The 22,708-nt window shown below is 58.4% G+C and carries 37 protein-coding genes; 1 reads left to right on the forward strand and 36 read right to left on the reverse strand.

Annotation, left to right across the window (positions count from 1 at the left end; translation table 11 throughout):
* Nucleotides 1–39: 39 nt before the first annotated feature.
* The 8 genes from P0D89_RS03865 to P0D89_RS03900 all read right to left on the reverse strand — a co-directional run bounded on the left by P0D89_RS03865 (nucleotide 40) and on the right by P0D89_RS03900 (nucleotide 6,908).
* A complete protein-coding gene (locus P0D89_RS03865) occupies nucleotides 40–765 on the reverse strand; it encodes a phage neck terminator protein (RefSeq protein ID WP_408376122.1) in 726 nt (241 codons plus the stop codon).
* Complete coding sequence (locus P0D89_RS03870; RefSeq protein ID WP_408376123.1) at nucleotides 762–1,145, reverse strand: hypothetical protein; 384 nt, start codon at nucleotides 1,143–1,145, stop codon at nucleotides 762–764. The genes P0D89_RS03865 and P0D89_RS03870 overlap by 4 nt, the downstream gene beginning before the upstream one ends.
* Complete coding sequence (locus tag P0D89_RS03875; protein ID WP_408376124.1) at nucleotides 1,142–1,690, reverse strand: hypothetical protein; 549 nt, start codon at nucleotides 1,688–1,690, stop codon at nucleotides 1,142–1,144. Before P0D89_RS03875 ends, P0D89_RS03870 begins: the two co-directional genes overlap by 4 nt.
* The gene (locus P0D89_RS03880; protein ID WP_408376125.1) at nucleotides 1,690–2,148 is read right to left on the reverse strand and encodes a DUF4054 domain-containing protein; all 459 of its coding nucleotides are present in this window, start codon (nucleotides 2,146–2,148) and stop codon (nucleotides 1,690–1,692) included. The genes P0D89_RS03875 and P0D89_RS03880 overlap by 1 nt, the downstream gene beginning before the upstream one ends.
* Before the next feature lie 2 nt (nucleotides 2,149–2,150).
* Entirely contained in the window at nucleotides 2,151–2,630 is a 480-nt protein-coding gene (locus tag P0D89_RS03885; RefSeq protein ID WP_408376126.1) for a hypothetical protein, read from the reverse strand.
* A 107-nt stretch (nucleotides 2,631–2,737) separates the two neighbouring features.
* Nucleotides 2,738–3,838: a major capsid family protein gene (locus P0D89_RS03890; RefSeq protein WP_408376127.1), complete on the reverse strand. Its 1,101-nt coding sequence runs from the start codon at nucleotides 3,836–3,838 to the stop codon at nucleotides 2,738–2,740.
* Nucleotides 3,839–3,905: 67 nt separating this feature from the next.
* Complete coding sequence (locus P0D89_RS03895; RefSeq protein ID WP_408376128.1) at nucleotides 3,906–5,039, reverse strand: gp53 minor capsid family protein; 1,134 nt, start codon at nucleotides 5,037–5,039, stop codon at nucleotides 3,906–3,908.
* Nucleotides 5,040–5,063: 24 nt separating this feature from the next.
* Nucleotides 5,064–6,908 carry a DUF2213 domain-containing protein gene (locus tag P0D89_RS03900; protein ID WP_408376129.1) on the reverse strand — a complete coding sequence of 615 codons (1,845 nt, stop codon included), beginning with the start codon at nucleotides 6,906–6,908 and terminating at the stop codon, nucleotides 5,064–5,066.
* Between the two features lie 105 nt (nucleotides 6,909–7,013).
* On the opposite strand from P0D89_RS03900, the gene P0D89_RS03905 reads away from it, so the two are divergent.
* Entirely contained in the window at nucleotides 7,014–7,244 is a 231-nt protein-coding gene (locus P0D89_RS03905) for a hypothetical protein (protein ID WP_408376130.1), read from the forward strand.
* On the opposite strand, the gene P0D89_RS03910 is transcribed toward P0D89_RS03905, so the two are convergent.
* From P0D89_RS03910 to P0D89_RS04045, 28 genes are all read right to left on the reverse strand, one after another.
* A complete protein-coding gene (locus tag P0D89_RS03910) occupies nucleotides 7,245–8,012 on the reverse strand; it encodes a phage head morphogenesis protein (RefSeq protein ID WP_408376131.1) in 768 nt (255 codons plus the stop codon). It abuts the gene before it with no gap.
* A gap of 13 nt (nucleotides 8,013–8,025) precedes the next feature.
* Nucleotides 8,026–8,223, reverse strand: a complete 198-nt coding sequence (locus tag P0D89_RS03915; protein ID WP_408376132.1) for a hypothetical protein — start codon at nucleotides 8,221–8,223, stop codon at nucleotides 8,026–8,028.
* Entirely contained in the window at nucleotides 8,223–9,809 is a 1,587-nt protein-coding gene (locus P0D89_RS03920; protein WP_408376133.1) for a DUF1073 domain-containing protein, read from the reverse strand. Before P0D89_RS03920 ends, P0D89_RS03915 begins: the two co-directional genes overlap by 1 nt.
* Before the next feature lie 124 nt (nucleotides 9,810–9,933).
* Nucleotides 9,934–11,514 carry a phage terminase large subunit gene (terL, locus tag P0D89_RS03925; RefSeq protein ID WP_408376134.1) on the reverse strand — a complete coding sequence of 527 codons (1,581 nt, stop codon included), beginning with the start codon at nucleotides 11,512–11,514 and terminating at the stop codon, nucleotides 9,934–9,936.
* Entirely contained in the window at nucleotides 11,456–11,752 is a 297-nt protein-coding gene (locus P0D89_RS03930; RefSeq protein WP_408376135.1) for a hypothetical protein, read from the reverse strand. The genes terL and P0D89_RS03930 overlap by 59 nt, the downstream gene beginning before the upstream one ends.
* Before the next feature lie 316 nt (nucleotides 11,753–12,068).
* A complete protein-coding gene (locus tag P0D89_RS03935) occupies nucleotides 12,069–12,671 on the reverse strand; it encodes an HNH endonuclease (protein WP_408376136.1) in 603 nt (200 codons plus the stop codon).
* Nucleotides 12,672–12,896: 225 nt separating this feature from the next.
* Entirely contained in the window at nucleotides 12,897–14,063 is a 1,167-nt protein-coding gene (locus tag P0D89_RS03940) for a hypothetical protein (protein ID WP_408376137.1), read from the reverse strand.
* Nucleotides 14,064–14,539: 476 nt separating this feature from the next.
* Complete coding sequence (locus P0D89_RS03945; protein ID WP_408376138.1) at nucleotides 14,540–14,668, reverse strand: hypothetical protein; 129 nt, start codon at nucleotides 14,666–14,668, stop codon at nucleotides 14,540–14,542.
* A gap of 162 nt (nucleotides 14,669–14,830) precedes the next feature.
* A complete protein-coding gene (locus P0D89_RS03950) occupies nucleotides 14,831–15,100 on the reverse strand; it encodes a hypothetical protein (RefSeq protein WP_408376139.1) in 270 nt (89 codons plus the stop codon).
* A gap of 139 nt (nucleotides 15,101–15,239) precedes the next feature.
* Nucleotides 15,240–15,518 carry a hypothetical protein gene (locus tag P0D89_RS03955; RefSeq protein WP_408376140.1) on the reverse strand — a complete coding sequence of 93 codons (279 nt, stop codon included), beginning with the start codon at nucleotides 15,516–15,518 and terminating at the stop codon, nucleotides 15,240–15,242.
* Entirely contained in the window at nucleotides 15,515–15,901 is a 387-nt protein-coding gene (locus tag P0D89_RS03960) for a hypothetical protein (protein ID WP_408376141.1), read from the reverse strand. The genes P0D89_RS03955 and P0D89_RS03960 overlap by 4 nt, the downstream gene beginning before the upstream one ends.
* Nucleotides 15,902–16,021: 120 nt before the next feature.
* The gene (locus P0D89_RS03965; protein ID WP_408376142.1) at nucleotides 16,022–16,336 is read right to left on the reverse strand and encodes a hypothetical protein; all 315 of its coding nucleotides are present in this window, start codon (nucleotides 16,334–16,336) and stop codon (nucleotides 16,022–16,024) included.
* Between the two features lie 5 nt (nucleotides 16,337–16,341).
* Entirely contained in the window at nucleotides 16,342–16,596 is a 255-nt protein-coding gene (locus P0D89_RS03970) for a hypothetical protein (protein ID WP_408376143.1), read from the reverse strand.
* A gap of 124 nt (nucleotides 16,597–16,720) precedes the next feature.
* Entirely contained in the window at nucleotides 16,721–17,149 is a 429-nt protein-coding gene (locus tag P0D89_RS03975) for a hypothetical protein (protein ID WP_408376144.1), read from the reverse strand.
* A complete protein-coding gene (locus tag P0D89_RS03980; RefSeq protein WP_408376145.1) occupies nucleotides 17,146–17,313 on the reverse strand; it encodes a hypothetical protein in 168 nt (55 codons plus the stop codon). Before P0D89_RS03980 ends, P0D89_RS03975 begins: the two co-directional genes overlap by 4 nt.
* A complete protein-coding gene (locus P0D89_RS03985) occupies nucleotides 17,310–17,891 on the reverse strand; it encodes a DNA cytosine methyltransferase (protein WP_408376146.1) in 582 nt (193 codons plus the stop codon). The genes P0D89_RS03980 and P0D89_RS03985 overlap by 4 nt, the downstream gene beginning before the upstream one ends.
* Nucleotides 17,888–18,325 carry a hypothetical protein gene (locus P0D89_RS03990; protein ID WP_408376147.1) on the reverse strand — a complete coding sequence of 146 codons (438 nt, stop codon included), beginning with the start codon at nucleotides 18,323–18,325 and terminating at the stop codon, nucleotides 17,888–17,890. The genes P0D89_RS03985 and P0D89_RS03990 overlap by 4 nt, the downstream gene beginning before the upstream one ends.
* Nucleotides 18,322–18,465, reverse strand: coding sequence for a hypothetical protein (locus P0D89_RS03995; RefSeq protein ID WP_408376148.1), 144 nt, complete (start codon nucleotides 18,463–18,465; stop codon nucleotides 18,322–18,324). Before P0D89_RS03995 ends, P0D89_RS03990 begins: the two co-directional genes overlap by 4 nt.
* The gene (locus P0D89_RS04000; RefSeq protein WP_408376149.1) at nucleotides 18,465–18,881 is read right to left on the reverse strand and encodes a recombination protein NinB; all 417 of its coding nucleotides are present in this window, start codon (nucleotides 18,879–18,881) and stop codon (nucleotides 18,465–18,467) included. Before P0D89_RS04000 ends, P0D89_RS03995 begins: the two co-directional genes overlap by 1 nt.
* Entirely contained in the window at nucleotides 18,874–19,392 is a 519-nt protein-coding gene (locus P0D89_RS04005; protein ID WP_408376150.1) for an HNH endonuclease signature motif containing protein, read from the reverse strand. The genes P0D89_RS04000 and P0D89_RS04005 overlap by 8 nt, the downstream gene beginning before the upstream one ends.
* A 97-nt stretch (nucleotides 19,393–19,489) precedes the next feature.
* Nucleotides 19,490–19,702 carry a hypothetical protein gene (locus P0D89_RS04010; protein WP_408376151.1) on the reverse strand — a complete coding sequence of 71 codons (213 nt, stop codon included), beginning with the start codon at nucleotides 19,700–19,702 and terminating at the stop codon, nucleotides 19,490–19,492.
* Complete coding sequence (locus P0D89_RS04015) at nucleotides 19,699–20,268, reverse strand: deoxynucleotide monophosphate kinase family protein (protein ID WP_408376152.1); 570 nt, start codon at nucleotides 20,266–20,268, stop codon at nucleotides 19,699–19,701. Before P0D89_RS04015 ends, P0D89_RS04010 begins: the two co-directional genes overlap by 4 nt.
* Nucleotides 20,265–20,879, reverse strand: coding sequence for a hypothetical protein (locus P0D89_RS04020; protein ID WP_408376153.1), 615 nt, complete (start codon nucleotides 20,877–20,879; stop codon nucleotides 20,265–20,267). The genes P0D89_RS04015 and P0D89_RS04020 overlap by 4 nt, the downstream gene beginning before the upstream one ends.
* Nucleotides 20,863–21,042, reverse strand: a complete 180-nt coding sequence (locus P0D89_RS04025) for a hypothetical protein (RefSeq protein ID WP_408376154.1) — start codon at nucleotides 21,040–21,042, stop codon at nucleotides 20,863–20,865. The genes P0D89_RS04020 and P0D89_RS04025 overlap by 17 nt, the downstream gene beginning before the upstream one ends.
* Nucleotides 21,039–21,206 carry a hypothetical protein gene (locus tag P0D89_RS04030; RefSeq protein ID WP_408376155.1) on the reverse strand — a complete coding sequence of 56 codons (168 nt, stop codon included), beginning with the start codon at nucleotides 21,204–21,206 and terminating at the stop codon, nucleotides 21,039–21,041. Before P0D89_RS04030 ends, P0D89_RS04025 begins: the two co-directional genes overlap by 4 nt.
* Nucleotides 21,203–21,748, reverse strand: a complete 546-nt coding sequence (locus tag P0D89_RS04035; protein ID WP_408376156.1) for a hypothetical protein — start codon at nucleotides 21,746–21,748, stop codon at nucleotides 21,203–21,205. Before P0D89_RS04035 ends, P0D89_RS04030 begins: the two co-directional genes overlap by 4 nt.
* A complete protein-coding gene (locus P0D89_RS04040; protein ID WP_408376157.1) occupies nucleotides 21,748–22,230 on the reverse strand; it encodes a hypothetical protein in 483 nt (160 codons plus the stop codon). Before P0D89_RS04040 ends, P0D89_RS04035 begins: the two co-directional genes overlap by 1 nt.
* Nucleotides 22,227–22,703: a RusA family crossover junction endodeoxyribonuclease gene (locus tag P0D89_RS04045; RefSeq protein WP_408376158.1), complete on the reverse strand. Its 477-nt coding sequence runs from the start codon at nucleotides 22,701–22,703 to the stop codon at nucleotides 22,227–22,229. Before P0D89_RS04045 ends, P0D89_RS04040 begins: the two co-directional genes overlap by 4 nt.
* Nucleotides 22,704–22,708 lie beyond the last annotated feature (5 nt).

Below are 22,708 nucleotides of genomic sequence, written 5' to 3' on the forward strand. Positions count from 1 at the left end.
CCGCTCAGTGGCGGGCTCGAAAGAAAGGGGTGAGGCGGGTTAAGCGGGGTAGGTCGCGTCGACGTCGATGATGTTGACGTTGAGTTCTGAGGCGTATTGCTGGGGCAGGGTCAGGACTGGGTTGGTCTGCAGGACTGCGTCGATCGACCACCGCTCCTCAATCTGCTGCTCGCCATTCAGGAACGGCATTTGCCGCGCGTCATCGGCGTAAAGCGGACTGACGTCATAGCCGGTCGACTGGAAGAAGTCGGTTGCATAGCTGTCGCGGAACGCCGTCGTGATGATCTGGGCGTTGTCCGAACTATTCGGACCGTGCACATCGATTTGGACCGTGACCTTCGTTGCTTGCAGCATAGTTTGCGTGCCGCAGGCCATGACCTGCTGCGCGACCGTCTGCGCCGGGCTCACGGTATAGGTGCCTACGCCGCCGTTACCGGTTACGTTACCGGTTATCGTGGTGCCGACCAGCACGTTCGGGCCGAATAGAGTCGCGTTGAGTGCGATCGCGCCCAGGATCATCGAGGACACGGTGAGCGTGTTGCCAGAGATGGCCCCGTTGAATGCACAGTCTTGCGCGGTGTTGACGTTGGTTGACAGACGACTCTTCAGCAGCGGCGTCATCGTCACGAAGTTGGGGCCGACCGGCTCACTCACCCGGTTATCCTGGCCCTTGACCACCTCCGTTCCAGCCGGTAGCACCGACAGCAGAAACGAGCGCAGGGCCGTGAGCGTCTGACTTTCGGTGAGGGATAGGGTGGCGCTCATGAACCGTTTTGCAGCGTTATACAGACTTTGGACCATCCTCCGGTTCGGTTCCAGTTCTCGAACAGGAAGACGATCAGCCACACCGACCCGTCCGGGAGTGTCACCAGATCGCCGCCCTCCCGCTGCGACCGGACCACCGGCTCCCAAGCGCCATTGATGTACATGGCGTGACGTATGCCGGTGATATTCAGGCCGTTCACCTGCATCAAGTCGTTGTACTGGAGTGCCTGTAGTTGAACCTGCATCGGCGTCATCGGGCCATACGCCGGCACGCGCGAGCCGTCCCCGTCAGTCGTGTAGCCTTGGGACTGCTGCATATAGGCGATCACCCAGTCATTGATCGATGCGCAGACCGGGCCGACGATTGCATTTAGGTTCACGATTGACCGTCCTTCTTCACTTCATAATCGACGCTGTTTAGAAGGTGGCCGGAATCGATGAGGGGCTTTGTCGATGCGCCGTAGTTGTCTTCGTCGTTTGCAACGCGCTGTGCTGCCTCGCCAACCGTTTTTCCGGTCACCACCAAAGCCTGGTCATGCGAGCGCATGCCGCGGAGCATGACAGTGATGGGGCTGAGCGCTGGATCGCTGGTCGCGATGATCGATTCCTGCAACTGCCCTTTGATGTTCTCGCCCATCCGGCCAAGCGCCACATCTGAGTCGTAATCAGCCGCCTTGATGATCTTGCCGAGTTGCGGGCCCCACTCGCCCTTGCGAGCGGCGATCATGCCGCGGAAGAATGGGCGTGCCGGGATGCTGGCATTGGGGGCGCCGTACTCCTGAATGGCGGCTACCATCGGAACCGAAGTGCCATCCGGATATGTCGAGTTCTCAAGAAAGCCGACATTGACCTTATCGGCCTTTCCCGCCATGCGAGCGATTTCCTCGAGCTTGGCCTTCAACTTCTCGCCGCCCTTCATGCCCATCACAACCTCCAGGGAGTGCGGCCAGCCCGGAACGGCTGCGGTCCAGGCACGTAGCGCATGGAGCGGTATTGCACCGTCGCCTGCCAATAGGCCGCGCCGTATTTCGTCTGCGCGAACCATTGCGCAGAGCCGGCCGGCACATCGAACTGGGTCTGCACAGACACGCTGCCTTGCGTGCCGCTGCTGATGCGGCCAACGAGCGGCGACGAGGGTTGACCATTGAGTGGCGCATTCAATGCCGCGATATGTGCCGTCACCATATTGAGCAGCGTTTCTCGAATGCCGCCCGGACTTGCATCGGTGATCAGACTTTGGGGCGTATTGTCGCAGTAGAGTTGCGCCTGATTGAAGTAGCCCTGCGCTTGCGGCCGCGTAACTGAATAGGCCAGTTCTGGATATGCGGCGATCCAGTCGGCATAGGAAAAGGCAACGATACCGCCAGTGCAGGGCGTGCTCATATTCAGCTAGCGCGGCGCATTTCGTCGGCCGTTTCGATGCCCTTGGGCAACTTATTCGGATCGAGGCGCTCAAGCCCCGACTTTTCCTTTTCCTTCTCGCGGGCTTCGGACATCGTGCTTGCGGTCTCGGCGTGGGCGAAGAGCATGCCGTTCACGACGTAGTCCGCATCCTTGTTCTGTTCGAGCCACTCATCCCAGAATGCCTTGGGAATGCCCGATGTAATTGCGTAGCCGAAGTTCAGCGTCTGATGCGGCCCGCGATTTTGTGCCCAGCTATTGCCCTGGACAATGAACTCTTTCGAGCCGCGGCGCCGTTCCGCGATCTTTACCTCGCGCGTGCCGCCACCCATGACGGGCTCGTAGCGCTTCACGAAGTCATAGATACGCAAGGTGAAGTCCATCGGAAATTTTGATGCGACGGTGACCGTTGCATTCGCGCCGGTTTCGTTGTGCTTCTTGATGGTGAGAGTATCGCCAGCCATGTGACCGCCTTGTATTCGGGTTGATGACAAAAGAGACCGGGGAAACGCGCGAAGATGGCGGTCAACCCATCTTGTCAGGTGCGACCCTATCGCGCGTTGTGCTGCACTTACACGCCGATCAGCTGCGCCATCGCGAAGGGCTCGCGGAGAATAAAGCCGTTCGTGCCCTGGCTGAGCTTCTGCTTGAACGAGCTCATGTCAGGGATGATCCGGCCGGACTTCAGCTTCATATTGAACGAGGTGTAACCCGCATCCTGACCGGCCGCACGGGGCGCCCACAATTGCACGATTTCGCCCAGCGCCGAACCTTGCGGGTTCTGTGCCGTAAGCGCGCCGTACTGAATCGCCGTCTGCACACGAAGGCCGGGGAAGTTCTTGCGGATCAAATCCGACACGTTCACATTGAAGGTGTTCGTGAAGGTCATCGCCATTTCGCTCTTCGGCGACATGCCCAGCACGAACTCGCTGCGCACATCGATCTGGCCGCTTGACTGGTTGATGGCCTGCGTCACGAGTTGCTGGATGTCTTCGAGCACTTCGTTTGCCGATGCATTCGGCGCCGTGCCGTTGAGCCACGAGATACCGCCGTTGGCCTTCGGAATCGGGGCGATCGCCGGGTAGAGCGCCGGGTCATTCAGCGCACCATAGTTGGCAAGTCCCGCGACGCCCTTGAAGTACGTCAAGTTCTGGAACTTGTTCAGGCCGTCGATTGCAGCTTCGCGCTGCTCGGAGACGAAACCGATCTTGGCGAGGCCAGCGCGCTCGATTTCCAGATCGCCGTATTCGCAGATGGTCTGGTACAGATACGGTTGGCGCTCCGGGAAGTTCATATTGATGCCTGCGCGACCGCTGTTGTTGTAGTCGCCATACGAAGCGACGTCATACGTGCGCTCCACAACCGGGAAGAGCAGGGCCGATGACGTCCAGTCCCCTTTCTGCTTCTCGCCGAAAATCTCGGCAGCCTGGTTCTTCGCAGTGAGGACGCGCAGAACGTCCGGGTCCATGAAGTACGTCAGGTACGCCGGAATGCCCGACGATGCGACCGTCACGAGTTGCGGCTGCGCATCCATCGCGAGGTTGATATTTTCCTTCCACTCGGGGCGGGTAAATGCTCGCGCTTCGCCGAAGTCGATCAACCAGTTCTTGCGGTGAAACTCGATCGCTGCACGTTGGTCTTGCGGCGACATGTCATAAGCCATCTTGGCCATTTTGATATCCTTTGAGCAATAAAAAAGCCGCCCAAAGGCGGCCGTATGCAGTTGTCAGTTTGGCGATTTAGCCATTCATCCACGTCGTCATCTTCACGAGTTCGCCCGGCGCATTGATCGATGCAGCGACCCACTTCGTGGCCGTACCGGCAGCGACCGTGATCGTTTCCGATGCGACGGTCTGGCCCGCGCTCACGGCGTAGGTGCCGGCGCCGCCCGTGCCAGTGATGAATGCGCTGATGTAGGTGCCAGCGGTCACGCCCGAACCGGTGATCGTGTCGTTCAGCACCAAGGCGCCCGAGCCAACGGCCGAAACCGTCAACGTGCCGCCCGATGCAGTGATAGCCGTGCTGGTCGTGGTCTGCGCGATGCTGACTGCATACGTGCCTGCGCCACCCGTACCCGAAATTGCGTTGGTGATCGTTGTGCCTGCGGTAACGCCGGTTCCAGTCAGCGTCTGGCCGACGAGGAACGTGCCGGTGATCGTGCCGCCTACAGTCAGTGTTGCGCCCGAAGACGTGATTGTCCCGCTGGCAACTGTCTGAGCGACTGAGACCACGTACACGCCAGCGCCGCCGGTCGTGCCCGAGGTCTGCGAAACGATGGTGGTGGCCGGATCAACGCCGGTACCGGAGAGCGTCTGGCCGGGAGCCAATGCACCGGTAGTGACTGCGGTCACGGTCAGGGTCGGCACGCCAGCAACAACGCTCAGCGAACCCGTTACGCTGTTCAGCGCGATCGAGCCAGCCGAAGTCGTGTTGGCTGCGATCGAGCCGGTCACGCTGGCCGAGGTCGGGGGCGAGCCCGCGGTGCCGAATGTCACAGCGCCAGTGGAGTTGTTCGCGTAGGCGGTCTGGCCGATCGCGGTCGTAGTCGAGCCCGAGTTGTAGACCCAGAAGCCGCCCGCGTTGAATGCGGTCGCCTGGTAGCCAGCCGGGATCACCATCGAGTCATCACCCAGGAACGCAGTAATCAGCGCTTGCTGGTCGCGATGGATGAAGCCGGTCGGTGCGCCCGGGCCGTAGTTGTTCAGCATCTTGTTGGTCGGATCTGCCCATGCGAACAGACCGACTGCCAGCCCATTCGGGCCTGCAACGAATGCGCCTTCGCCGCTGTCGACGGTCGAGCGCGGGTTGGAATCGCAGAAGTCACCGACTACGGCCGGCGCGCTCTGCACATTAACTTGACGGGGAAATCCCATGTCTTGCTCCTGATCTGAATTGGATTAGCGGCTGCCAAGGCGATTGGCGTCCGGGAACACCTCGCTCATGTCGGACGGAGGCGTGATCGCGCTGTCCGATGCGAGGCCCGGCTTGTTGTCGCCCGGCTTCGGCTGCGCTGCGAGGATGTGGCGATAGGCGCTCGGATGAACACCCTTGACGTCGACCTTCAGCAGTTCGAGCGCAGCCTTGTAGACGGCGTCGGCACTGTCCATTGCAGCCAGCTTGCCGACGTACGGCTTGACAGCCTCTTCGGCTTCCGAAATGCCACGCAGACGGGCAATCGTCGAGGTCTCAACCTCTTTCGCGGTCTCTTTGCGAGCCGCATCAACGGCCAATTTGATGGCCTTGTCCATAGCCGCTACGTCCACTTTGTCATCCTTGTCATCGTTGGCGCCGGGGACGGCCGCCTTGTTCACATCGCTCTTGGGGTCGGCAGTCGCGGCGCCAGTGGTTTGCACGGGCTCATCCGTAGCGGCAGGCGCAGCCGGTGCTGCAGCTGGGGCGCTCAATGCAGCCTGGACCTGTGCGAGGTCTTCATCGCTGATCTTGCCGCGCAGCATGTCGAGGATCTGTGCGCACTTCGGATCGGGATCGTCCATCGCAACGTCGTCGTTGTCCGGCGTTGCGCTGTCGAGCTTGTCGAGGAGTGCCACGACATCCTGAAGGTCGGCGTCTTGCGCGAGATGCGGCTTGATTGCCGCAACAATCCCCGGCTTCTTTTCAAGCCAGTTCTTGCGCTTCACGCCCGAGAGGATCGTGTCCAGATTGAACGCGGCTGCAGCGTCTGCCGCCATCCTGGGCTGCAGGAAAGCCATAAGGGCTCCCTTCACCATTACAGCTTTCTTGCTGAGCTTCACTGTTTTTGCTCCATGGAGATTAAGTGAGTTGTCGCCGACCATAACGTCCGGCCCGGCGCGGCCTTTTTCTACTAGTGCGACGTGGTTGAACTTGATATCCCGCATCACACCGTCGTATTGCGCGCCCTCGTACGTTCCGGGCGTCATGTCGGCGCGGTAGTAGTATGCTGAGCTTAGTTCCTGCTGCGTCCCGTTCTCGATCTTGCGAATCGAGTCCTGCACTGACACCACCATCGAGTTATCGACGTACGGTGCATTGAATGCAGCATTGGTCCCGGTGTATCCAACAACGTTTTTCTGCTTTGGATCGATCGGGCTGACCGGTACATGCTCGTTGAGCACCGGAATCAGGTTCGCGGTGGCGACCGCTTTCTCAAGCTCCTGCGGGTCACGCAGAAGCATGTAGATGCGCCTCGGATCGAGGCCAAGCGATTGATACTCGGGGATCTCGTCGCCGCGATATGGGCAGATATTGGCCTTGCTGATGTGCGTCAGCGAGATATGCAGCCGTCCATCGTGGTCGTAGGTTCGAACACTGCCGCGATCAAACGCGAGTCGGTCACGCGAGGCGAGGGCAGATACCATCGCCTTGTCCATCGCCATATCGTTGGCGGTCTTTTTGCCAGGCGCCATATTCACCACTTCGCGCACGCCAGGGTGCAGCGGTTCGGGTGGGCTGTTGAGAGACGCCCATACGAATTTGGTGTGCTCGCCCGGGTCAAGCTTCGGCTTGAACTTGTGGCGGATGAACTGCCGGAAGGTAATGAAGTCGACGTCTGAGCCGCCGTCATCCTTGCTCGATGTATCGGCGATCTTCGACAGTTCGCCGTATGGACAGGCACCGATCTCTTCCGCACATTCGCGCTTTGCGGTCTCTTCGGGCGTTTCGTCATCGTCCGCTTTCCCGCCGGGCAGATCCCACTCGTTTGGGTGGTTCGATGTGGGCGAACGCAGCAGGAACAGCACTTCGTCCTGTGGGGTGATGAGCATGATCCCGGCGCCCTTGATGGCTTCGTCTGTAGCGGTCTTGGGCATAGATCAGAAATGAGAAGAGCCGCACGGTGACGGCTTGACAGATAGTTGTAAACTATGGATATGGAACAGATCCCCGGACGCCACGAGGCGCTTTGCCGCGCCTATACGATGCGCTCCCTTAGGAATGAGGGCGTGTATCTGTTCACGATTGCGCGGATGTTCGGGTACTCGGTGCAGAGCGTGCAGATCATGATCAAGTGGCACGAGCGGCTGTATCCGGTGATGCCGGAGCGGGATCACGTGTTGCCGGTCGATCCGTTGCGGGATTGGCACAACCTCAAGCCGCCGTAGTCAGTCTTCGAGCCCAGGTATCACACTGCGGCTCACGCACCGGCAATTGATCAACTGCCCCGGCCAAATATATTCGCCGTCGATCAGCATGCCTTTCGACACGTCAAACACTTTTCCGTCTGCGTCTTGATGCGACTTGCGTGGCTCTTTGCCGCCGTGGCTGTGAAGCCATTTAGCGGTTGTGATGCCTAGCGACTGTTGACGCACCCGGGTAATGTTCGCGGTGCACTTGTTGTTCTCGGTGCGCGCGATCAGCGCCGCTCGGCGCCTCGTGATCCCGTGTCGTTCCTGCAATTTTTCGGACAGATACGACAGGTCGCGGCCCGACGCCACGCTGCGCATCACCAAGCCTTCGATGTCGGCCAGATGATCACTGCCGATGTTCGAGATCAACTTGACTTGCTCACCAATTGTGGCTTGGAGTACGTCATTGGCCTCGCGCGATAGCTTGAATTCGACCGTGAATCCGGCGCGCTTGAGGATGTCCCGCAGGGCACCATCTGATCTACGCATGGCATTCTCGGAGAACCACTTTGCGAGGTCGGGCGCGGCATCGTCAAAACGCTTTTGCCAGTAGCGGCTCAATTTCCCCATCGCCGCGCGCAACGTTGCGGCAGGGCTGGCATCCTGCGCGAGCTCTGGAGGTGTGGCGCGATATGCCGCGGTCAGCCAATAGACGAGCGACTTCTGCATCGCATCTACCAGCGCGTCAATCTTCTTCTGGTAGGCGGCCGTCAGGCCCGCGTTTGGATGCACTGGAGCCAGCACTACAGGCTTTCGGCTAGGCGCGCGGAGTTGCGGCATCTTTTTCAACGCGTGGAATCAGCGCCTGCTTGACGAGTTTTGCAATGACCAGAAGCGAGTCGCCAAAATGCTCATAAAACGATGTGGCATCCGCCTCGAAGGGGACCGCGCGCTCTCGCATGACCGTTTCTCCCGCTCCGTCCTCCACGCGAAACACGATGCGATAGCGGCTCATTACGCCGCCTCGGCTGGTTCGGCTTCACCCGTCTTAACGGCTTGCGGCTGCTGCTCGAGCGGGTCCAGACCGAGTTCATTCGGCCCAGGATCGCCGTTCTGCGTGACAGGCTCAGGTAGCTCGCGACTCAGATCGATGCCGTGATACGGCGAGTCTTCCTCGTCGGCGATGCGCGTGCGCACCTCTTCGGGGAACAGCACGCCGTTTGTGATGTGGATCTGGTCGGTCTCGGCTTCGGTCTTGCGGATCGTCGCGCGCTGCTCGTCGGTGACGACCTTAAGCTGGTTCCACTCAAACCCGATATCTGGATCAATCTCGCCGAACTTGCTTAACTGCACCAGATTGAGCACCTTGGACACGTGCGGCGAGTAGATTTCCTGATTCGCCGCGGCGGTGTCCTGGAATATCTCGATCTCGTCCTGTGATGAAGCATTCAGGCCGGCGGGCGTGATACCAGTGAGGTAGACCAGCGGCAGGCCAGTCGGAGCGCACATCTGCTCCTGGCTCTGCGCCTGAAGCTTGTCCAATCCAGCAATCGGAGCGGAGACGTTGGAAAAGTCTTCGTGCTCCTTGTCGACCCCCATCACGCCGTGATTGTCACGACCGAGATTAAAGATCTGCAGGCGGTTGTAGAAGTTCTCTGCGCCGCCGGCATTTAGCACCTGCGACATGTCCGTCTTCAACACCCAGACCGTGAAGGCGTGGATGATGTCTGAAACGCTCTGACGCGTGCGAAGCCAGTTATCGACATATGGCTTGACCATCTGTGACAGCGACAGGCCAGCGAATGCATACGCTGGCTTGAAGATGTCCGGCACTTTGCGCGTGACGATGGTCAGCAGGCGCGAGGAGTGGACCTCCTTGCCCATGACATACCACGACATCGGCTTGTAGAAGGTCGGATCAAGCGGGTCGTTCGCGTTATACCGGTTCGGATACGACCAGATCGGCTCGATAACCGTGAGCCGTTTGAGCGAGCCAATCCCAACCTTGGCCGGCGACTCGATCAGTTCGGTCTTCAGTTCGTCCGGATCGATCTGGGACGATTCCAAGCCCATCTCGATGAAGATCTGCGAGCGACCATACAGGCCGTCCTGCTGAATCGCCTCGCGGAAGACCGCTTGCACATTCAGCCGTTCGAACTCGGCCTCGATGACTTTGATCTTCTCTGTCTTGTCGGCGTCGCCTTTCGCCTTGATCTTGATCCACTTGCGGGTCATTTCCCGCGCGTAGACCTCGGCAGGGCGGCGAAACTCAGGAACCTGAGCCCATGCGGAGAGGATCGTGAATCCCGGCCATGTATAGCCCTGGCTGAAGATGTCGTCGCCACCGTACTCCCAGCTATTGGCCGCGGCGTTGACGTCGAAACCCGCGTCCATCGCGAGCTTCTTGCCAGTCGTGCCATTCGGGAGCACACCTTTCGGCGGCTCGTACGGCGCGAACAGTTCCTGCTTTGTCACGCGCGTCGGCAGCTTATGACGCATTGCTACGACAGCATTATCGGACACGCGCATCCCGGCAGGCTTGACCTGTGCCGGCGCAATGGCTGGCCTCAGTTGTGCGGGTTTGCGGAGTTTGCGGGTCATGTGCGAGAAAAGCCAATAGCGAAACAGCGATTAATTCCGGCGATTTCGAGACGCCATGCCTTGAACAGCCAGACATGCCCCACTTTCGTGAAGCTGATCGGCCCAAGCCTCTTGTGAGATTGGCTCATCGTCTTTGGCCCATTGAGGCGAATTGTTTAACGGCGTCGGCGGTGACGACCATAGGGCGAAGTCCGCCCAGCATGTCGGAAATTGCGTCGACCATCGGGTCTATCTGGTCATCGTGCGCGTGCGTATCGTCAGCAGTGAACGATTCGCACTCGGTCAGGAAGTCACTCACGAACTCGGCGTTTGCCGGCACGCAGACGTTGCCTGCATCGATCTGGCTTACCACGTCCATGACGCGCGTTAGCTTGTCTTTCGTGCGCTCGATGCCCTTTACAGGAATGCCGCCGTCAGCCTTGATTTCTTGAATCAGGCCAGTTCCGCTCGCCTTGTCTTCGACCAGCATCTGACGCAACATGGGCGCATCCGGATCGCCTACACCGATAGCAACGTGTTTGTTCCAGAAATCGATCGCACGGCGTTTCAACTCAGGCGCCTCCCACTTGCCGCGGATCATGTCGATCAGATAGATCCGCTTGTCCTTGCCATAACCCCAGCATTCGAAAACGCTGTAGTCATTGCGCTCTGCGGTTTTCTGAGCCGTATCGGCGTAGATCTTGCGGAATTGCAGTTGAGGCAATGCGCCATAGCGGACAAACTTGCCCGACTGGATAATGCCGCCACCCAGAGGAGTAGGGCGCTGCATGTATTGGCCGCTAAATACGTAGCGGTCAGCCTGCTCGGACGCCAGCAGGTCTTGAAGAGGTTCTTTGTACGGCCAGTAACTGAATCGGCCATGCGCGTCACGCTCCGAACTATCGACCAGCGGCTGGATCTGCTCAGGAAGATTTCTGACGTACTCGTCGTCAATGAGCGCTGGAATCTCGATGAACGTCCATTCGCCTGGAACCTTGCCGGCCTTGATGAATCCCGTTGGGTCTTCCTCAGCCAGGCGCTGCATGATAAGGACAATTGGCGTGTCCGGATTGGCTCGTCGGCTCTTGACCGTCGAGATGATCTTGCGGTTTGCCTTGTCCCGATTGGTCTTGCTGTACGCGTCTTCGACCTTCAGCGGGTCATCGATCAGGATGGCGCCTTGCCATCCTTCAGCCATGTGACCAGCACGAAAGCCGGTGATCTGACCGCCTAGCGAAGTAGCGTAGACGCCGCCGGCCTTCTTGCCGTTATCCTCGACGTTCCAACGCTTCTTCGAGTCTGCATCGCCGGCAATCTTGCGCGGCCATAGTTCCTGATACTCCTGCGATCGCACGACTTCGCGCGCTGTTTCGGAGTTCAGGACAGCGAGATCATCCGAATACGAGATGTGCAGGAAGCGGGCGCGCGCATTTAGTGCCAAGCCGCGGGCGATCAGGTTGATCACCACTTCTTCAGTTTTCGAAGAACCGGGAGAAACGTTGAAAACAACGTTCTTTATCTCACCCTGGATGACCTTCTCAAGGACGTAGGCAATGTAGACGTGGTGCCAGTTGACCCGGAAGTCGATGCCCTGGCGGATCCTGAAGAAGTGCTTCGTGAACTCAAGATGATCGGCCTCGAGCTTCAACCGCAGCCGGCGAAGCTTCTCAGCCTTGATCTGCTCCAGACTGGGCAGCGAGACGTTCGAGGACTTGGAGTTCTTCATCGGTCAAATCCGAAAGGTCGACCGGTGCTTGCTGCGTCTTGATCGGGCCGCCGTCTTTGCCTGTTATCTCGGCGTGCTGCGTCGATTTGCCAAAGCCGCGATCAAGCAATTCCTTGGCTGCAGCGATGCGCGCCTGGTCGTTTTCAGACGTGGTCAGAATGGTTGCGAGTTCTCGAATAGCCGACTCTGCGTGGACTTGCGCGAGTGCTTTGATATCCGCCGTGATCTTGTTGGGCACACCGGCTGGACGCCCCGCACCAGGTCGTTTCCCGCCTCTTGCCATTTGATTTACCTTGATATCTTTTCAAGAATCAACTTATTGGAGAATTTCTTTGCTTGTCGCTCGCGGCGCTTTGGGGGAATTCACCTCTACCACCGCATCCCATCGCTAAAGCACTGCACGAATGCGATGCCAAGGCCTGCTAACGCGAGAATGATGGCGCCCGCCGGGATGCCGAGTGACCAAAACACCCAGGTCGGAATGTGGAATGCGATGTCCATTGTGATCTATCGGCTATACCCTGTCACGCGGTGGAGAGGGGTAGGTTAGGCGGCTAGAAGAGCCGTCCGACACTCGCCGCGAACTCAAGCGGGTCTTTGGCGTTCTTGCGAAGGTTGCAGGTAGGGCAGGCGATGACGAGATTCGAAACTCTGTGCTCACCACCCTTGGACAGCGGCTGGTAATGGTCGATGTGGTAATCATCAGCACACTTTGTGCTGCACCAGTAGCAGACCTTCCTGGCGGCGCTCTCCCAAGCGGCAATGTCCTGCGCGCTATCGCCAGTTGCCTCTTGAGCTCGGCGCCGCGCCTTGTAATTGATCTTCACAATACGCATCAGGCCAGCGTTTTCAGCCCGCCACGCGGCCTTCACAGCAGACAAACGATCGGCGTTCTCGGCCCGGTACCGCTTGTCGTATTCTCTCTTCTGGTCTTTGACGCTGGCTGCGTAAGCATTGCGCTTCCGGATAAACTCCGGATCGTCTTTGACGCGCTCATATGCTGCCTTCTTGCGCGCCTTGATCTTCTCTGCATTCCTGGCGCGCGAGACTGCCGCCGTTTCGGCTATGCGATCTTTGTGAGCGTGGTAATACGTGTTTTGGCGTTCGCGTGCCGCCTCAGGGTCGGCGCCATAACGTGCGCGCGCTTTAACGTTCACGCATTCGCAGCAAGTCCAATTCACTGTTTGGCGCTCTGAGACGTGGCCCAATTTGCATGGGACGCCAGTGAAGTAACGCTTAAGACCGAGGGCCATCGCCTCATCTCGAGAGATTATTTTCATTTTCTGACCTTGATTAGGGGTCGATTGTTTAGGAGGTGTGGCAGACCGGTAATCAGCCGGCTTTTCGGGGTATCCCCCTAGCCACACAAAAGCTATTTTACTTCAACTCAGCATGTTGCTGTTGATGGTGATGCGGCTTACTTCGCCGTGTTCGCGGTGGTACGTGATGACCTTCGCGTCCCGTCCAGATATCCAGCCACCGCGCGCCGCATACGCATCAGGTGCCGCCAGCGTCCGATGCTGCTCAACCACCATCAGGTTGTTCTCTTTCACATCGATGCTGTGCAGGTGGCCCATGTGGGCGTAGGCGTACTTGGTGCGCCCGAACATTTCGCGGAACTGGGCCGCGAAGACTTCAGACACATTCGTCACCTTGCGCTTGTGGCCATGATGCACAAACAGGGCGACCTTGCCGAACTCATAGGCGTTGTAGGGGGAGGGACTGCGATCGACCGTTACGCGCGGGTCGTTTTCGTAAATCACCGCAATCCATTCTCGCAGCCAGATTTGCGAAACTGGGTCGTGGTTCGCATCCGCCATGATGATGTGTAGGCGCTTATGCTTCGCCAGCAGCATATCTATAACCGTTCGGATGATCCGGATAACCGCACGGACTACCTTGGCGAACCGCGTATCGACGTCGAGCAAATGTTTTGATGCCGGGGTAAGCGCTTCTATCCCGTCAGCGTGTAGCAGGTCCGAGATTTGTGCGAAGACCGCCGTTTCAGCGTCAGGCGATTGAGCAATAGCTTGTTCAAACCACTTCAGGATCATTTGCTCGGCAATATCGATATCCCACGATGCGCCGGTCTCTTCCTTCCAGGACAGGGCCCCAAAATGAAAGTCAGTTATGACATAGCAGTTCAGTAGATTGGAATTGCCATGCGCGGGGCCCGGCAACGGCGCCAATCTAGGCAACGTCTCCGCCATCGCGGCGCATGCTTCGCGGAAGATTTCCGCCTGACGCTCCGCATTGACTGCCGACTTCACCCACTGCGCGCGAGGCTTCCCCTCGTCGTCGTAGTAGGTCGACACGCCTTTGACCATGAATCCATCGGGCACCGCATGCGTCATATCGAAGGCCGGTGCATAACCTTGCTTCGCTGCCCGCTTCTCGAGACTATCCAGCGCGCGAATCACGACGCTGTGATGCAGTCCTAGCGCCTTGGCTGCGTGAGTGGGTTTGCCGTGCTTCTCGATTGCTTCGAGGAATTCCCTTTCACGGCTGTCGGCGAACTCACGTAATCGCGGATCGTATTGTCGTGCCAAGGGATTTACCTGGAATAAAAAAGCCGTCCGAAGACGGCAGCGACGAAGGGGATCGTCGAGAGGAGAATTCTGGCGGGCGGCGAAGGAATCGAACCTCGCTCGGCTCGGATTTGGAATCCGGCCTGCTCCCTGAGCTACCACCCGTGATGCTCAAAGGCTACTGGATCAGCGACTTTCGCCAATCAGTGACGCCCGAGAGGTACAAATTGAAGAGAGTGGCACAGAGCTTAAGACGTAGTCACCGGTTGACCTTCGCGAAGGTATGGGCGGGCGTACGCTACTGGTTTTTCATCTGTGCACTGGACTCTCACGGCTGACGCCTTGTTGGCCTGCCCCGGTAGCTCCCGAAGCCAAAGCGTCATGCGTGAAAGTGCTATTTGACGGTCATTTGATTTAACCGCCCGACTTATCAAATAGGCGCTTCCCTCACCCGTGACAAGCTGCCGGGCCAACCGGCTGGCGAGGGAAGCGGGGGATCACCAGACGAGCGGACGAATATCGCCCTCAGTCCTGTCAATCAGCCAGTCCGCCCATTCGGTATAGCCTTCTGCTAGGCCGATGTGCACGGTCGATAGCCAGAGCATCCATGCGGTAAAGGGATTCACGATAGAGCCAGCCTTCTAAGCCATTCGGATTCGTTCGGCTTGCGACTGGCGCAAGAGATGCGATGCGTTTTACTGGGCGGCCACTTGCGAGGCGGCTTCACGTCGCCGGAAGGGTAGGCAACCAAGCCATTAATCAGCCGTTCATAAGCTTTCGACTTGCTTTTACTCATGGTCGCCGCCTTTAGCGGGCGCAACGAACAGCGCTTCTGCCGCCTTGCGAGCTTCGCTCCAACCCTTGGTCGCGCCTTCTTCAGCCAGAAAATCTTCGAGCGTCTTTGTCATTCGGCGAGGTTGTTCCGGGATTGGGGCATTTCCCCATGTCGCCCGATCTCGCTTGGAAACCAGCGCGCGCGATTCATCGGCACGGCTCTTTTCCAATGCTCGCAACGGATCGCCGCCGAACGAACCTGAGAATGTGATTGAGCGGGCCATGGAATTGGTTCTGGAAATGACAAAGGCCCCGCACTGTTTCCAGTGAAGGGCCTCCGGTTGCTCATCGCCACATGGGCGCGAGACTCAAACAAGTTGCGCTTCATGCAGACGCAACTGTGGACGGGCTAAATGTACCGCTTCACGTAACGGTATTCAAGCAGTCCGTGTAACGGTTTTGGACTTGCTCAACTACCCGCCAAGAATACGTTGCCGGCGCACCGTTGGTTGAACGTTCCTTGACGATGACTTGCCCTGATTCCGCAAGCGCCTGCAGTACCCTATAAACGGCCATCTGCACGCGTTTGCGTTCTCGTTCGTCCGCCTTCTTCGGCGCAACGTAATTCACGATCTGGCGCATGCGAAATTCCCGGCCAGGATAGGGGGCAAGGAGCGCCATTGTTTCGGCTGCAAACTTCATTGAAATACCTTCGCAACACGTCGCTTAACGATGCCGAGAACAGTTTCATAGCCTGCGACATTGAGGACCATGTCTGGATCGTCGGCCTTGATCCGTTGGATGGCAGATGGGATTCCCTTGTTGCGCCCATACCGCCAAGGGGAAAGGTACTCGGCCTGTAGTACTTTGCGCTCGATCTTCCTCGCCACGTCGAATACCTTTTGCACGCGCTTAGCGTTGTCCTCGTGAATAGGCGCGGGCTTCGCATCAACATCGCCCGAATCCGGCTCCGGGAGCACCCAAGTGCCCAAGAAGCTGCCGGGCATAGCAGGGCATTCGGACGGGCCGGAATTCGCCCACCGGGCCCAGTTCCGCAACTCATGGTCAATCCAGTTTTCGTTCATGTGGAACCCCGACGCGATATGTAGTGAAGACACGCAGAAAGAACACAACCGGTAGACAATATTGTACCTAACAATCAGGACAACTACAATTGTTTGCAGTTGTCAATCAGCAAGTTGCGATCATTCTTCGCGTATCCCATGCTTCTTCTGAACAGCCAGCGCTTTCTCGCATGCCTTGCATCGCGGATAGTTGCCGGGCAGATGGATTTGACGGTCTACAGCGTAGACGCGACCGCATAGCGAGTGCCGTTCGCCATACCTGTTCAGATCTCCACGAAACCAATGCACCTTGTCGCCAGCGAATATTTTCATTCCCCATTGCGGGAAGCCGCGACCCTCTGCGCATTCGCCGCCAACAAACCCCTCGCGAATCTGGCCATCGATGAAGATAACCGGCTGCATCTCGCCCGGCACAATCGGCGTAAGTCGAATCACTCCTTTCATTCCTGCTCACTCCCAGTAACACCCAGCCATTGATAAGAGATACCGCCCACTTCCGCAAAGTCCGCCTCCCGCGCCACCTTGCATACCGGCATCGGCGGAACGTTGCGCACTTCGGGCAAGCGGTCGCGGTTTTTTCTTCTGCGCAGTACTGGCGGCGGCGTCCTGTGCACTCGCAGCAGCATCACGAGCATGAACGCGCCGAATGAGAGGACGCCGAGTAGGTAGGCGGCGATGTAGGGGAGGGCGCTCATTTCCGCACCTCAACCGAGCAAGTACCGGCCGGAGCGATGCAAAACTTGAAGTCGATGATGTCGGCCGATCCGAGTAGCCACACCAGGACGTATAGAATCCCGATACCTTTCAAAAGTGATCCGATCATGATTGAACCTCGACGCCGATTTCAATACGCTGCGCTAGCGCCATTGCGTTGTCGATCATCTGGCGTAAATTATTGCCGCGCCTTTCGCAGAAGTACTCTTCGCCGAACTCGTCTCGCTCGTGCGTCAGGATGCAGCCCGAGTCGAGTCGCGCCTTATCCTCCCGCAGCGACCGCACCTCCGCGATAAGGGCGAGGATTGCGGCGGGGTTGGCAGCGAGCGCATATGCTTCGTTCTCGCCGCTCGTGAACCCATACCCACCATCACATGCATTGCCGTTATCGCCATGACAGACGACCGCGTATTCTCCGTTCGGATAGTCGCCAGACACGATGTCGTACTTAACGGTGCCGTCGATGCGGTCGCCGCGCCACGGCCCAGGCGTCGCCGCTTTCGCCAGCGCTTCCAGTGCGTCGATGTCGATCATGCTTTCTCCTCGTCATTACCGCGCTTGAACACTTGATCCAGCGCGGCATTAAGTTTGTCGACATCCTCTTGGCTCGGCGGCGTCGGCGTCAATCCACGGCGATGCATTTCGCACCAGCAATAGGGATCGCCGCGCTGCTGGCCCATGCATGCACAAAGGTTCATGCTGCCTCCTGGTTGATTGAAAGTGACCATTGCTCCGCCATCGCGTTCGCGATACCTTCATATGTCTTCGACCGCTCCCTCGCTCTATCGGGCCCGGGCGGCATCTTGTGAATCCGATCCGCGCGACCGTCAACAATCTGCGTCGGCTGCAGCGCCGGAACGCCTCTCAACCAAAGACACGTCGCCTTTGTCTCGCCGTGCCCGAACTGCCAAGGCTGAATAACCTGATCAGGCTTTCTATACAGACTGCTCATGACCGACACTGGCTGCTCGAAAACCGTCTTTGGAATGTGGGCGGATCGACGTACGAGATTCATAAAGAAAGCCACGCCGGCTGCCTGCCTGCCATCCCTCCACTTTTCCGCGAAATGCTTGGCGCCGCTTACCGACGTGTGGGTACAGGGCGGGTGGAAAATAGCCAGATCCCATGGATAATCAATGACGTCGAATATGTCGCCTTCGTAATGTGGGCCGCGCGATCGCGTCGGCTGAAGATCGCATGAAAGGACCTTATGCCCGCGGGCGGCGAACGCATCGCGCACGGTTCCTGATTCTTCGCATCCGATCAATATGTTCAAGCGACCTCCAATTCTTGTTGTTCAATTCCCATTTTTCTAGCCCGCACCGGCCCCCACGCCTCGAATGCAACATCCCATGCGGCGAATTTGTGTTCGCGCAGCCCCGGGCCCTGATCAATCAGCGCATGGCAATTGGCGCACCCAGGCACGGTGAACTCATGCTTTGCCTTGATACCCATGCCCTTTCCATGTCGCGCTTGATTCGAGTGGCACGGCACAACCGTATCGCCGCCGCCAAAACAGCCGTGCATCCTGAGAAAGCACGGCTCACCGCGGCAAGCCGCCAGATACTTCGATCCCTCGGCTACCGTCACCTTCTTCCGGCTTACCCGCTTCCTGGCTTCCTGGTTGCGCTCGAATGTTTGGCGGTCGGGTAGTTTGAAGGGCGAGCGCTTGAGTGTGGACTTGCGCGGGCCGAATCCGCTGCGCTTCATTTCTCTTCGCTCCACATGTGGAGAAGAATCGCTATAAGCATCCCGAATATTCCGTGCTGGACGTCTCTGATCGACACAAAGGTTGCGGTCGCCATTGTGATTGCGCTGATAGCTTTCAGCACTTTATTGTAGATTTCCATTATGCAAACTCCCGCACCAAAGACTCATAACCCTGTTCCGCCGGCTCGCTCCACTGCACATCGCGCTCGGCCCCGAATGCGCTCATCAATTCCTGCAACTCCGACATTTCCGCCTTCGTCATCTTGCTTGTCGATTGTCCCAGCACCACAAAGCCACCGTCCAAGCCGGGCACCGCGCGCTGCTTCTTGAGTCCCGCGCTGAAGATGTGCTTCCAATCCTCCGGCGCGAGTTTCAGGCCGTGCCACTCGACCTGACGCGATATGTCGGTCAGCATTGCCCAGAGGCGAGCGTTCTGCAGAATGGAGCGAGTTGCGGGCTTCACTTCGACACAAAATCCGTCCGGCGCGCACCTAATCGCTTCGATAGCTTTTGAGCGAGCGGCAGGATGAGACAAAACAAACGCCTGCTTACCCATGAGAATCCTCCGATGGCCAGACCGCACCCTTGGCAACGCGACACGCGTGGACTTCGGTGATCCCAAATTCACTCGCCAACTCCTTCAGGGACGCGCCGTTTAATCTCATCAACCTCAGCCGGGCGGCCGACTCAATGGTGAGTTTCGCCCTGCCGTTCCTCGTCAGCGCCGGTTGCCGATTTTTCTGCACGCAGTCTTTGGCGTTGTCGAGATAAGTGCCAAGAAACAAATGATGGGGATTGACACATGCCGGCACATCACAACGGTGACAAATGACCATTCCTTTGGGGATTGCCCCGTTACGGGCTTCGTATGACCGGCGATGCGCGAATCCTTGCCGGCCGTTCGCCTTCATAAACCCATACCCTTGGTCATTTACGGCACCCATCCATATCCAGCAACCACATTCCGGGATACGCTCAATATTCATTTCGATTCGAACGGGAATTGGCGCCCGATAAGCGAGTTGCGCGCGACGCAATGGCCCGATTTGTTTTTTCTTTCCGCCCATCAGTAAATTCCTCTCCGAACGTCCGGCGCGTTGATAACGGCGCGACTGGCCATTTGACGCGCCGTTGCGTGGACTAGCCTGAATACCATCTTCTCGCTCAAGATTTCTCCCCCGCCCATTCCCGCACCTTTGAAACGAATTCCCGCACTGCTTTCCGCTCCCCCTCGTGAGTTGCCGCCTCGATCAATGCGCACGTGGCGTTGAAAGCGAATGCGTCTGGAAATCGGATTTGCCATTTCCATTCGCCGATGGTGAAGATCCCGACGCCACTCGTGCTTTCTGTGCCGGTGAATTTTGCTGTGAAGGTCATTCGACCTCCGCATTCAACTCAGCCCGCAGCGCGTCGAACACCTTCAGATGCAGCGCGCAGACGTCGCCATCGTTGACCAGCTCGCGCATGGTTTCGTAGTGTGCAGACAGGGCACCTTCGCTGCGATGCGTCGGAATGGATGAGCCGGCGTGGTCGGGGCGGCTGATGTGCCATGCGATACCGCCCAGCGCATATACCATTTCAAGTTCATTGCTGAAGCGGCAGTCATCGACCACAACCCGGCCGCCCATATCCAGCACGCCGCATACGGCGTCTTCCCACAGGCCGATCCAGAAATTGACGCCGATATGGTCTCTAGCCCATTCGGTGCCTAAAGTGACCATCGCGTGGCGGGGAGTGTGGCCGCATAGAAGGCCACTCGGCACTTCCTTCAGATGGCCTTCTAGTTCGTCATCGCCCAACCCGATCGCGCGCAACATATTCTTGAGTGGCCCAGCGAACTTCACGACCTGATAGCCGTGGACCTTGGTCAAATACTCTGCGACCGTGCTTTTCCCTGCGCCGGCATTCCCGACGAGAGCAATAATGTGGGGAAGGTCTTTCATGCCTGCTCCTTGTCCAGTCCGAGATAGGTGCGCCAGTAGACTTTGCCGGCCGGGGTTTTAAAGCCCCAGCTATTGCTTTTCTTGCCCATCACGAAGATGGACTTGGCGATCGTGCCTTGCGGCAGGATCAGGCGATGGAATGCGCCAGCGCGACGGAGCACGATTGCGCCGGGTCCGCGCCAGTAGATGTTGTAGCGCTTGGCCACTTCCAGCCACCAGCCATCGAGAACGAAGGGCGCTCCACTTTCGATCATGTCGAGCACTTCGAGATAGACGGTGCTGTCGGCATACTGCGCGTCAGGCTCGCAGACTTCCCAATAGCCACCTTCCAGCACGATCGACAGCGACCAAGACGGATGGTCATGCAAGTGGCGATCCGAATCGCTGCGCAGAATCGTGTGGGCGCGCACTGCGATGTGACGGCACAGCCAGCGGTAGAGCGCGCTGGATGTGGGCCGGAATCCTTCTTTCCAGAGCGGGTTATCCATATTGCGTTCCGGGCTTCGATAGCCGAAAACCCAATCTCGCAGCATGTAACCCGGCAAGTCGTAGTAGGGCGTGCTGCGCGCTCTCCCATGGAGCCACAGCAGAGGTTTAACGAGCAACTTCATTTGCAGCCTCCTTCTCTTCCTTCGAATCGGTGTGGGCGAGCGCGCGACGCTGGGCCCAGTAGACGAGCTCCATCAGGTTTTCGGGGCGCCCGCTAATGTTGAGATTGGCGGCCTTGTTGCCGACTTCCTGAGGCGTCAGGTCATGGGTGTACTCGGGGCTCATGGCATAACCCTCCAAAGAACAACGGCAATCCCAAGGAAAAATAGTCCGAGCCCGCCAAACGTCCACAGCAGCACGGAAGCTCCAATTGCCATGCCGGGCCATTTGCCGATGAAACCGACAGCGAGCATTCCGCTTACAAACATCAAAAGTCCGATCGCGGTCATGCGGCCTCCTTGTCATCCAACAGATGCTGATAGACGCGGCGACTAAGATCAGCGCTCGCAAAGTGCTGCGCCGGTTTGCCAAACCATGCGATCGAAATCGGGTCACGCGCGGGCAGGCGGTTGGCTTCCTCGAAGATCCGGCGGATACGATCGGCGCGTGCTTGCTTCTGCCGCGTCGACGGCAAGGTTCCCGCCTTGCCTGCTGCCCACATCGCCACATCCTTTTTTGAGCGTCCTCCACCAGACTTGTAGCTGGCAATATGGCAAAGCCCCTCAGCTTCGGCTCGGCGGAGAAGATCATTCGTCGCATTGCGGGTCATGTCGAGTGCAACGGCAACCTCGCCCGACGTCATCAGTTTCGCGCCAAGAACGTCCGGCAATCTATCGACGTGCTTCACGCGGCTCAGCCCCATCGAGATTGCCTTCCGGTACACCACGGACGCCGGGCGTCCAATCATCTTCGCGACGTCTTCCACGCTCGGAGCGGTGGGGTAGTGCAATTGCATGATTGCTTTCTCTTCGTTACTCCATTGCTTAGCCATTACGCAGCCTCCTTCTGATAAATGTACTTGTGCGCCACGTCGCTCGCGGTATGCAGCTCGCCGAGCGTGGCGAGCTTCAGTTGCTCGCGCCACATCTCGAGTGCGCTGCGTACCGCTTCCAGTTCGAGTGCGTCGAGCGCCATCGCCCCGGTATCGAGAAAGCGCTGCTTGACGGCTCGCATGCCGTCGAGCGCAACGACGAGATAGGGCTTTGCTTCCTCGCCGATGCCGCCGCCCGTAGCGAATACCCACGCCTGATTCAGCGTCCGCGCAAGCACGTCCCAGTTCTCCGGCGTGCCGCGGCCTTTCTCGATGGCGTCGATAGCGGAGAGCACAGGCATTTCCAGCCGGTCCACTTCCGTCGACCTCAGCGGCTCGCGCTCGATCTTCGCCGCCATTAGCCGGGTCATGACCGCGAGGTGGCAGACGGCGGTCTTGTTGCGGTCTATGTGGAGCTTGCGATTCTTCTGGCTGCGGCTCATGCGGCCTCCCTTTCTGCGTACTCTTGAATCCGCACAGCAATGTGCGGCACTGTTCCGTATTGCTTCGCTACCGTTGCGCTGACGATTTGTTTGTCGTCGACGTATGCGATTCCGTTCATGGCGTCAGCCACTAGCTTTCCAACGTTGTCCCAATCGGGTTTGACGGTGGCGCCGATAAGCCCCCTGAAAGCCAGATCCTTGCGCTTCTTCGACCAGCTCTCCGGGATCGGCATGTGGATCGTCAGAAGCATCGAAAGAGGGCGCTTGAAGGGCACCATGCCGGCCATTGCTTCGGCTGCTGCCATCTTCACCAGATTCTCATAGCTGACTGTCTTAGCCGGCGTATAGGTCGACACAAAATTGCCGCGGCGTGCGAAGCGGGGTCGACCTTTTCCTTGTGGGACGCCGGGAACCGTAAAGGCCACCCCGTAAGCACTCCTACCCACCATATTGGCTACCTGTTCCATATTCATTTCGC

Source organism: Paraburkholderia sp. RL18-085-BIA-A (assembly GCF_046027075.1).
GTDB lineage: Bacteria > Pseudomonadota > Gammaproteobacteria > Burkholderiales > Burkholderiaceae > Paraburkholderia.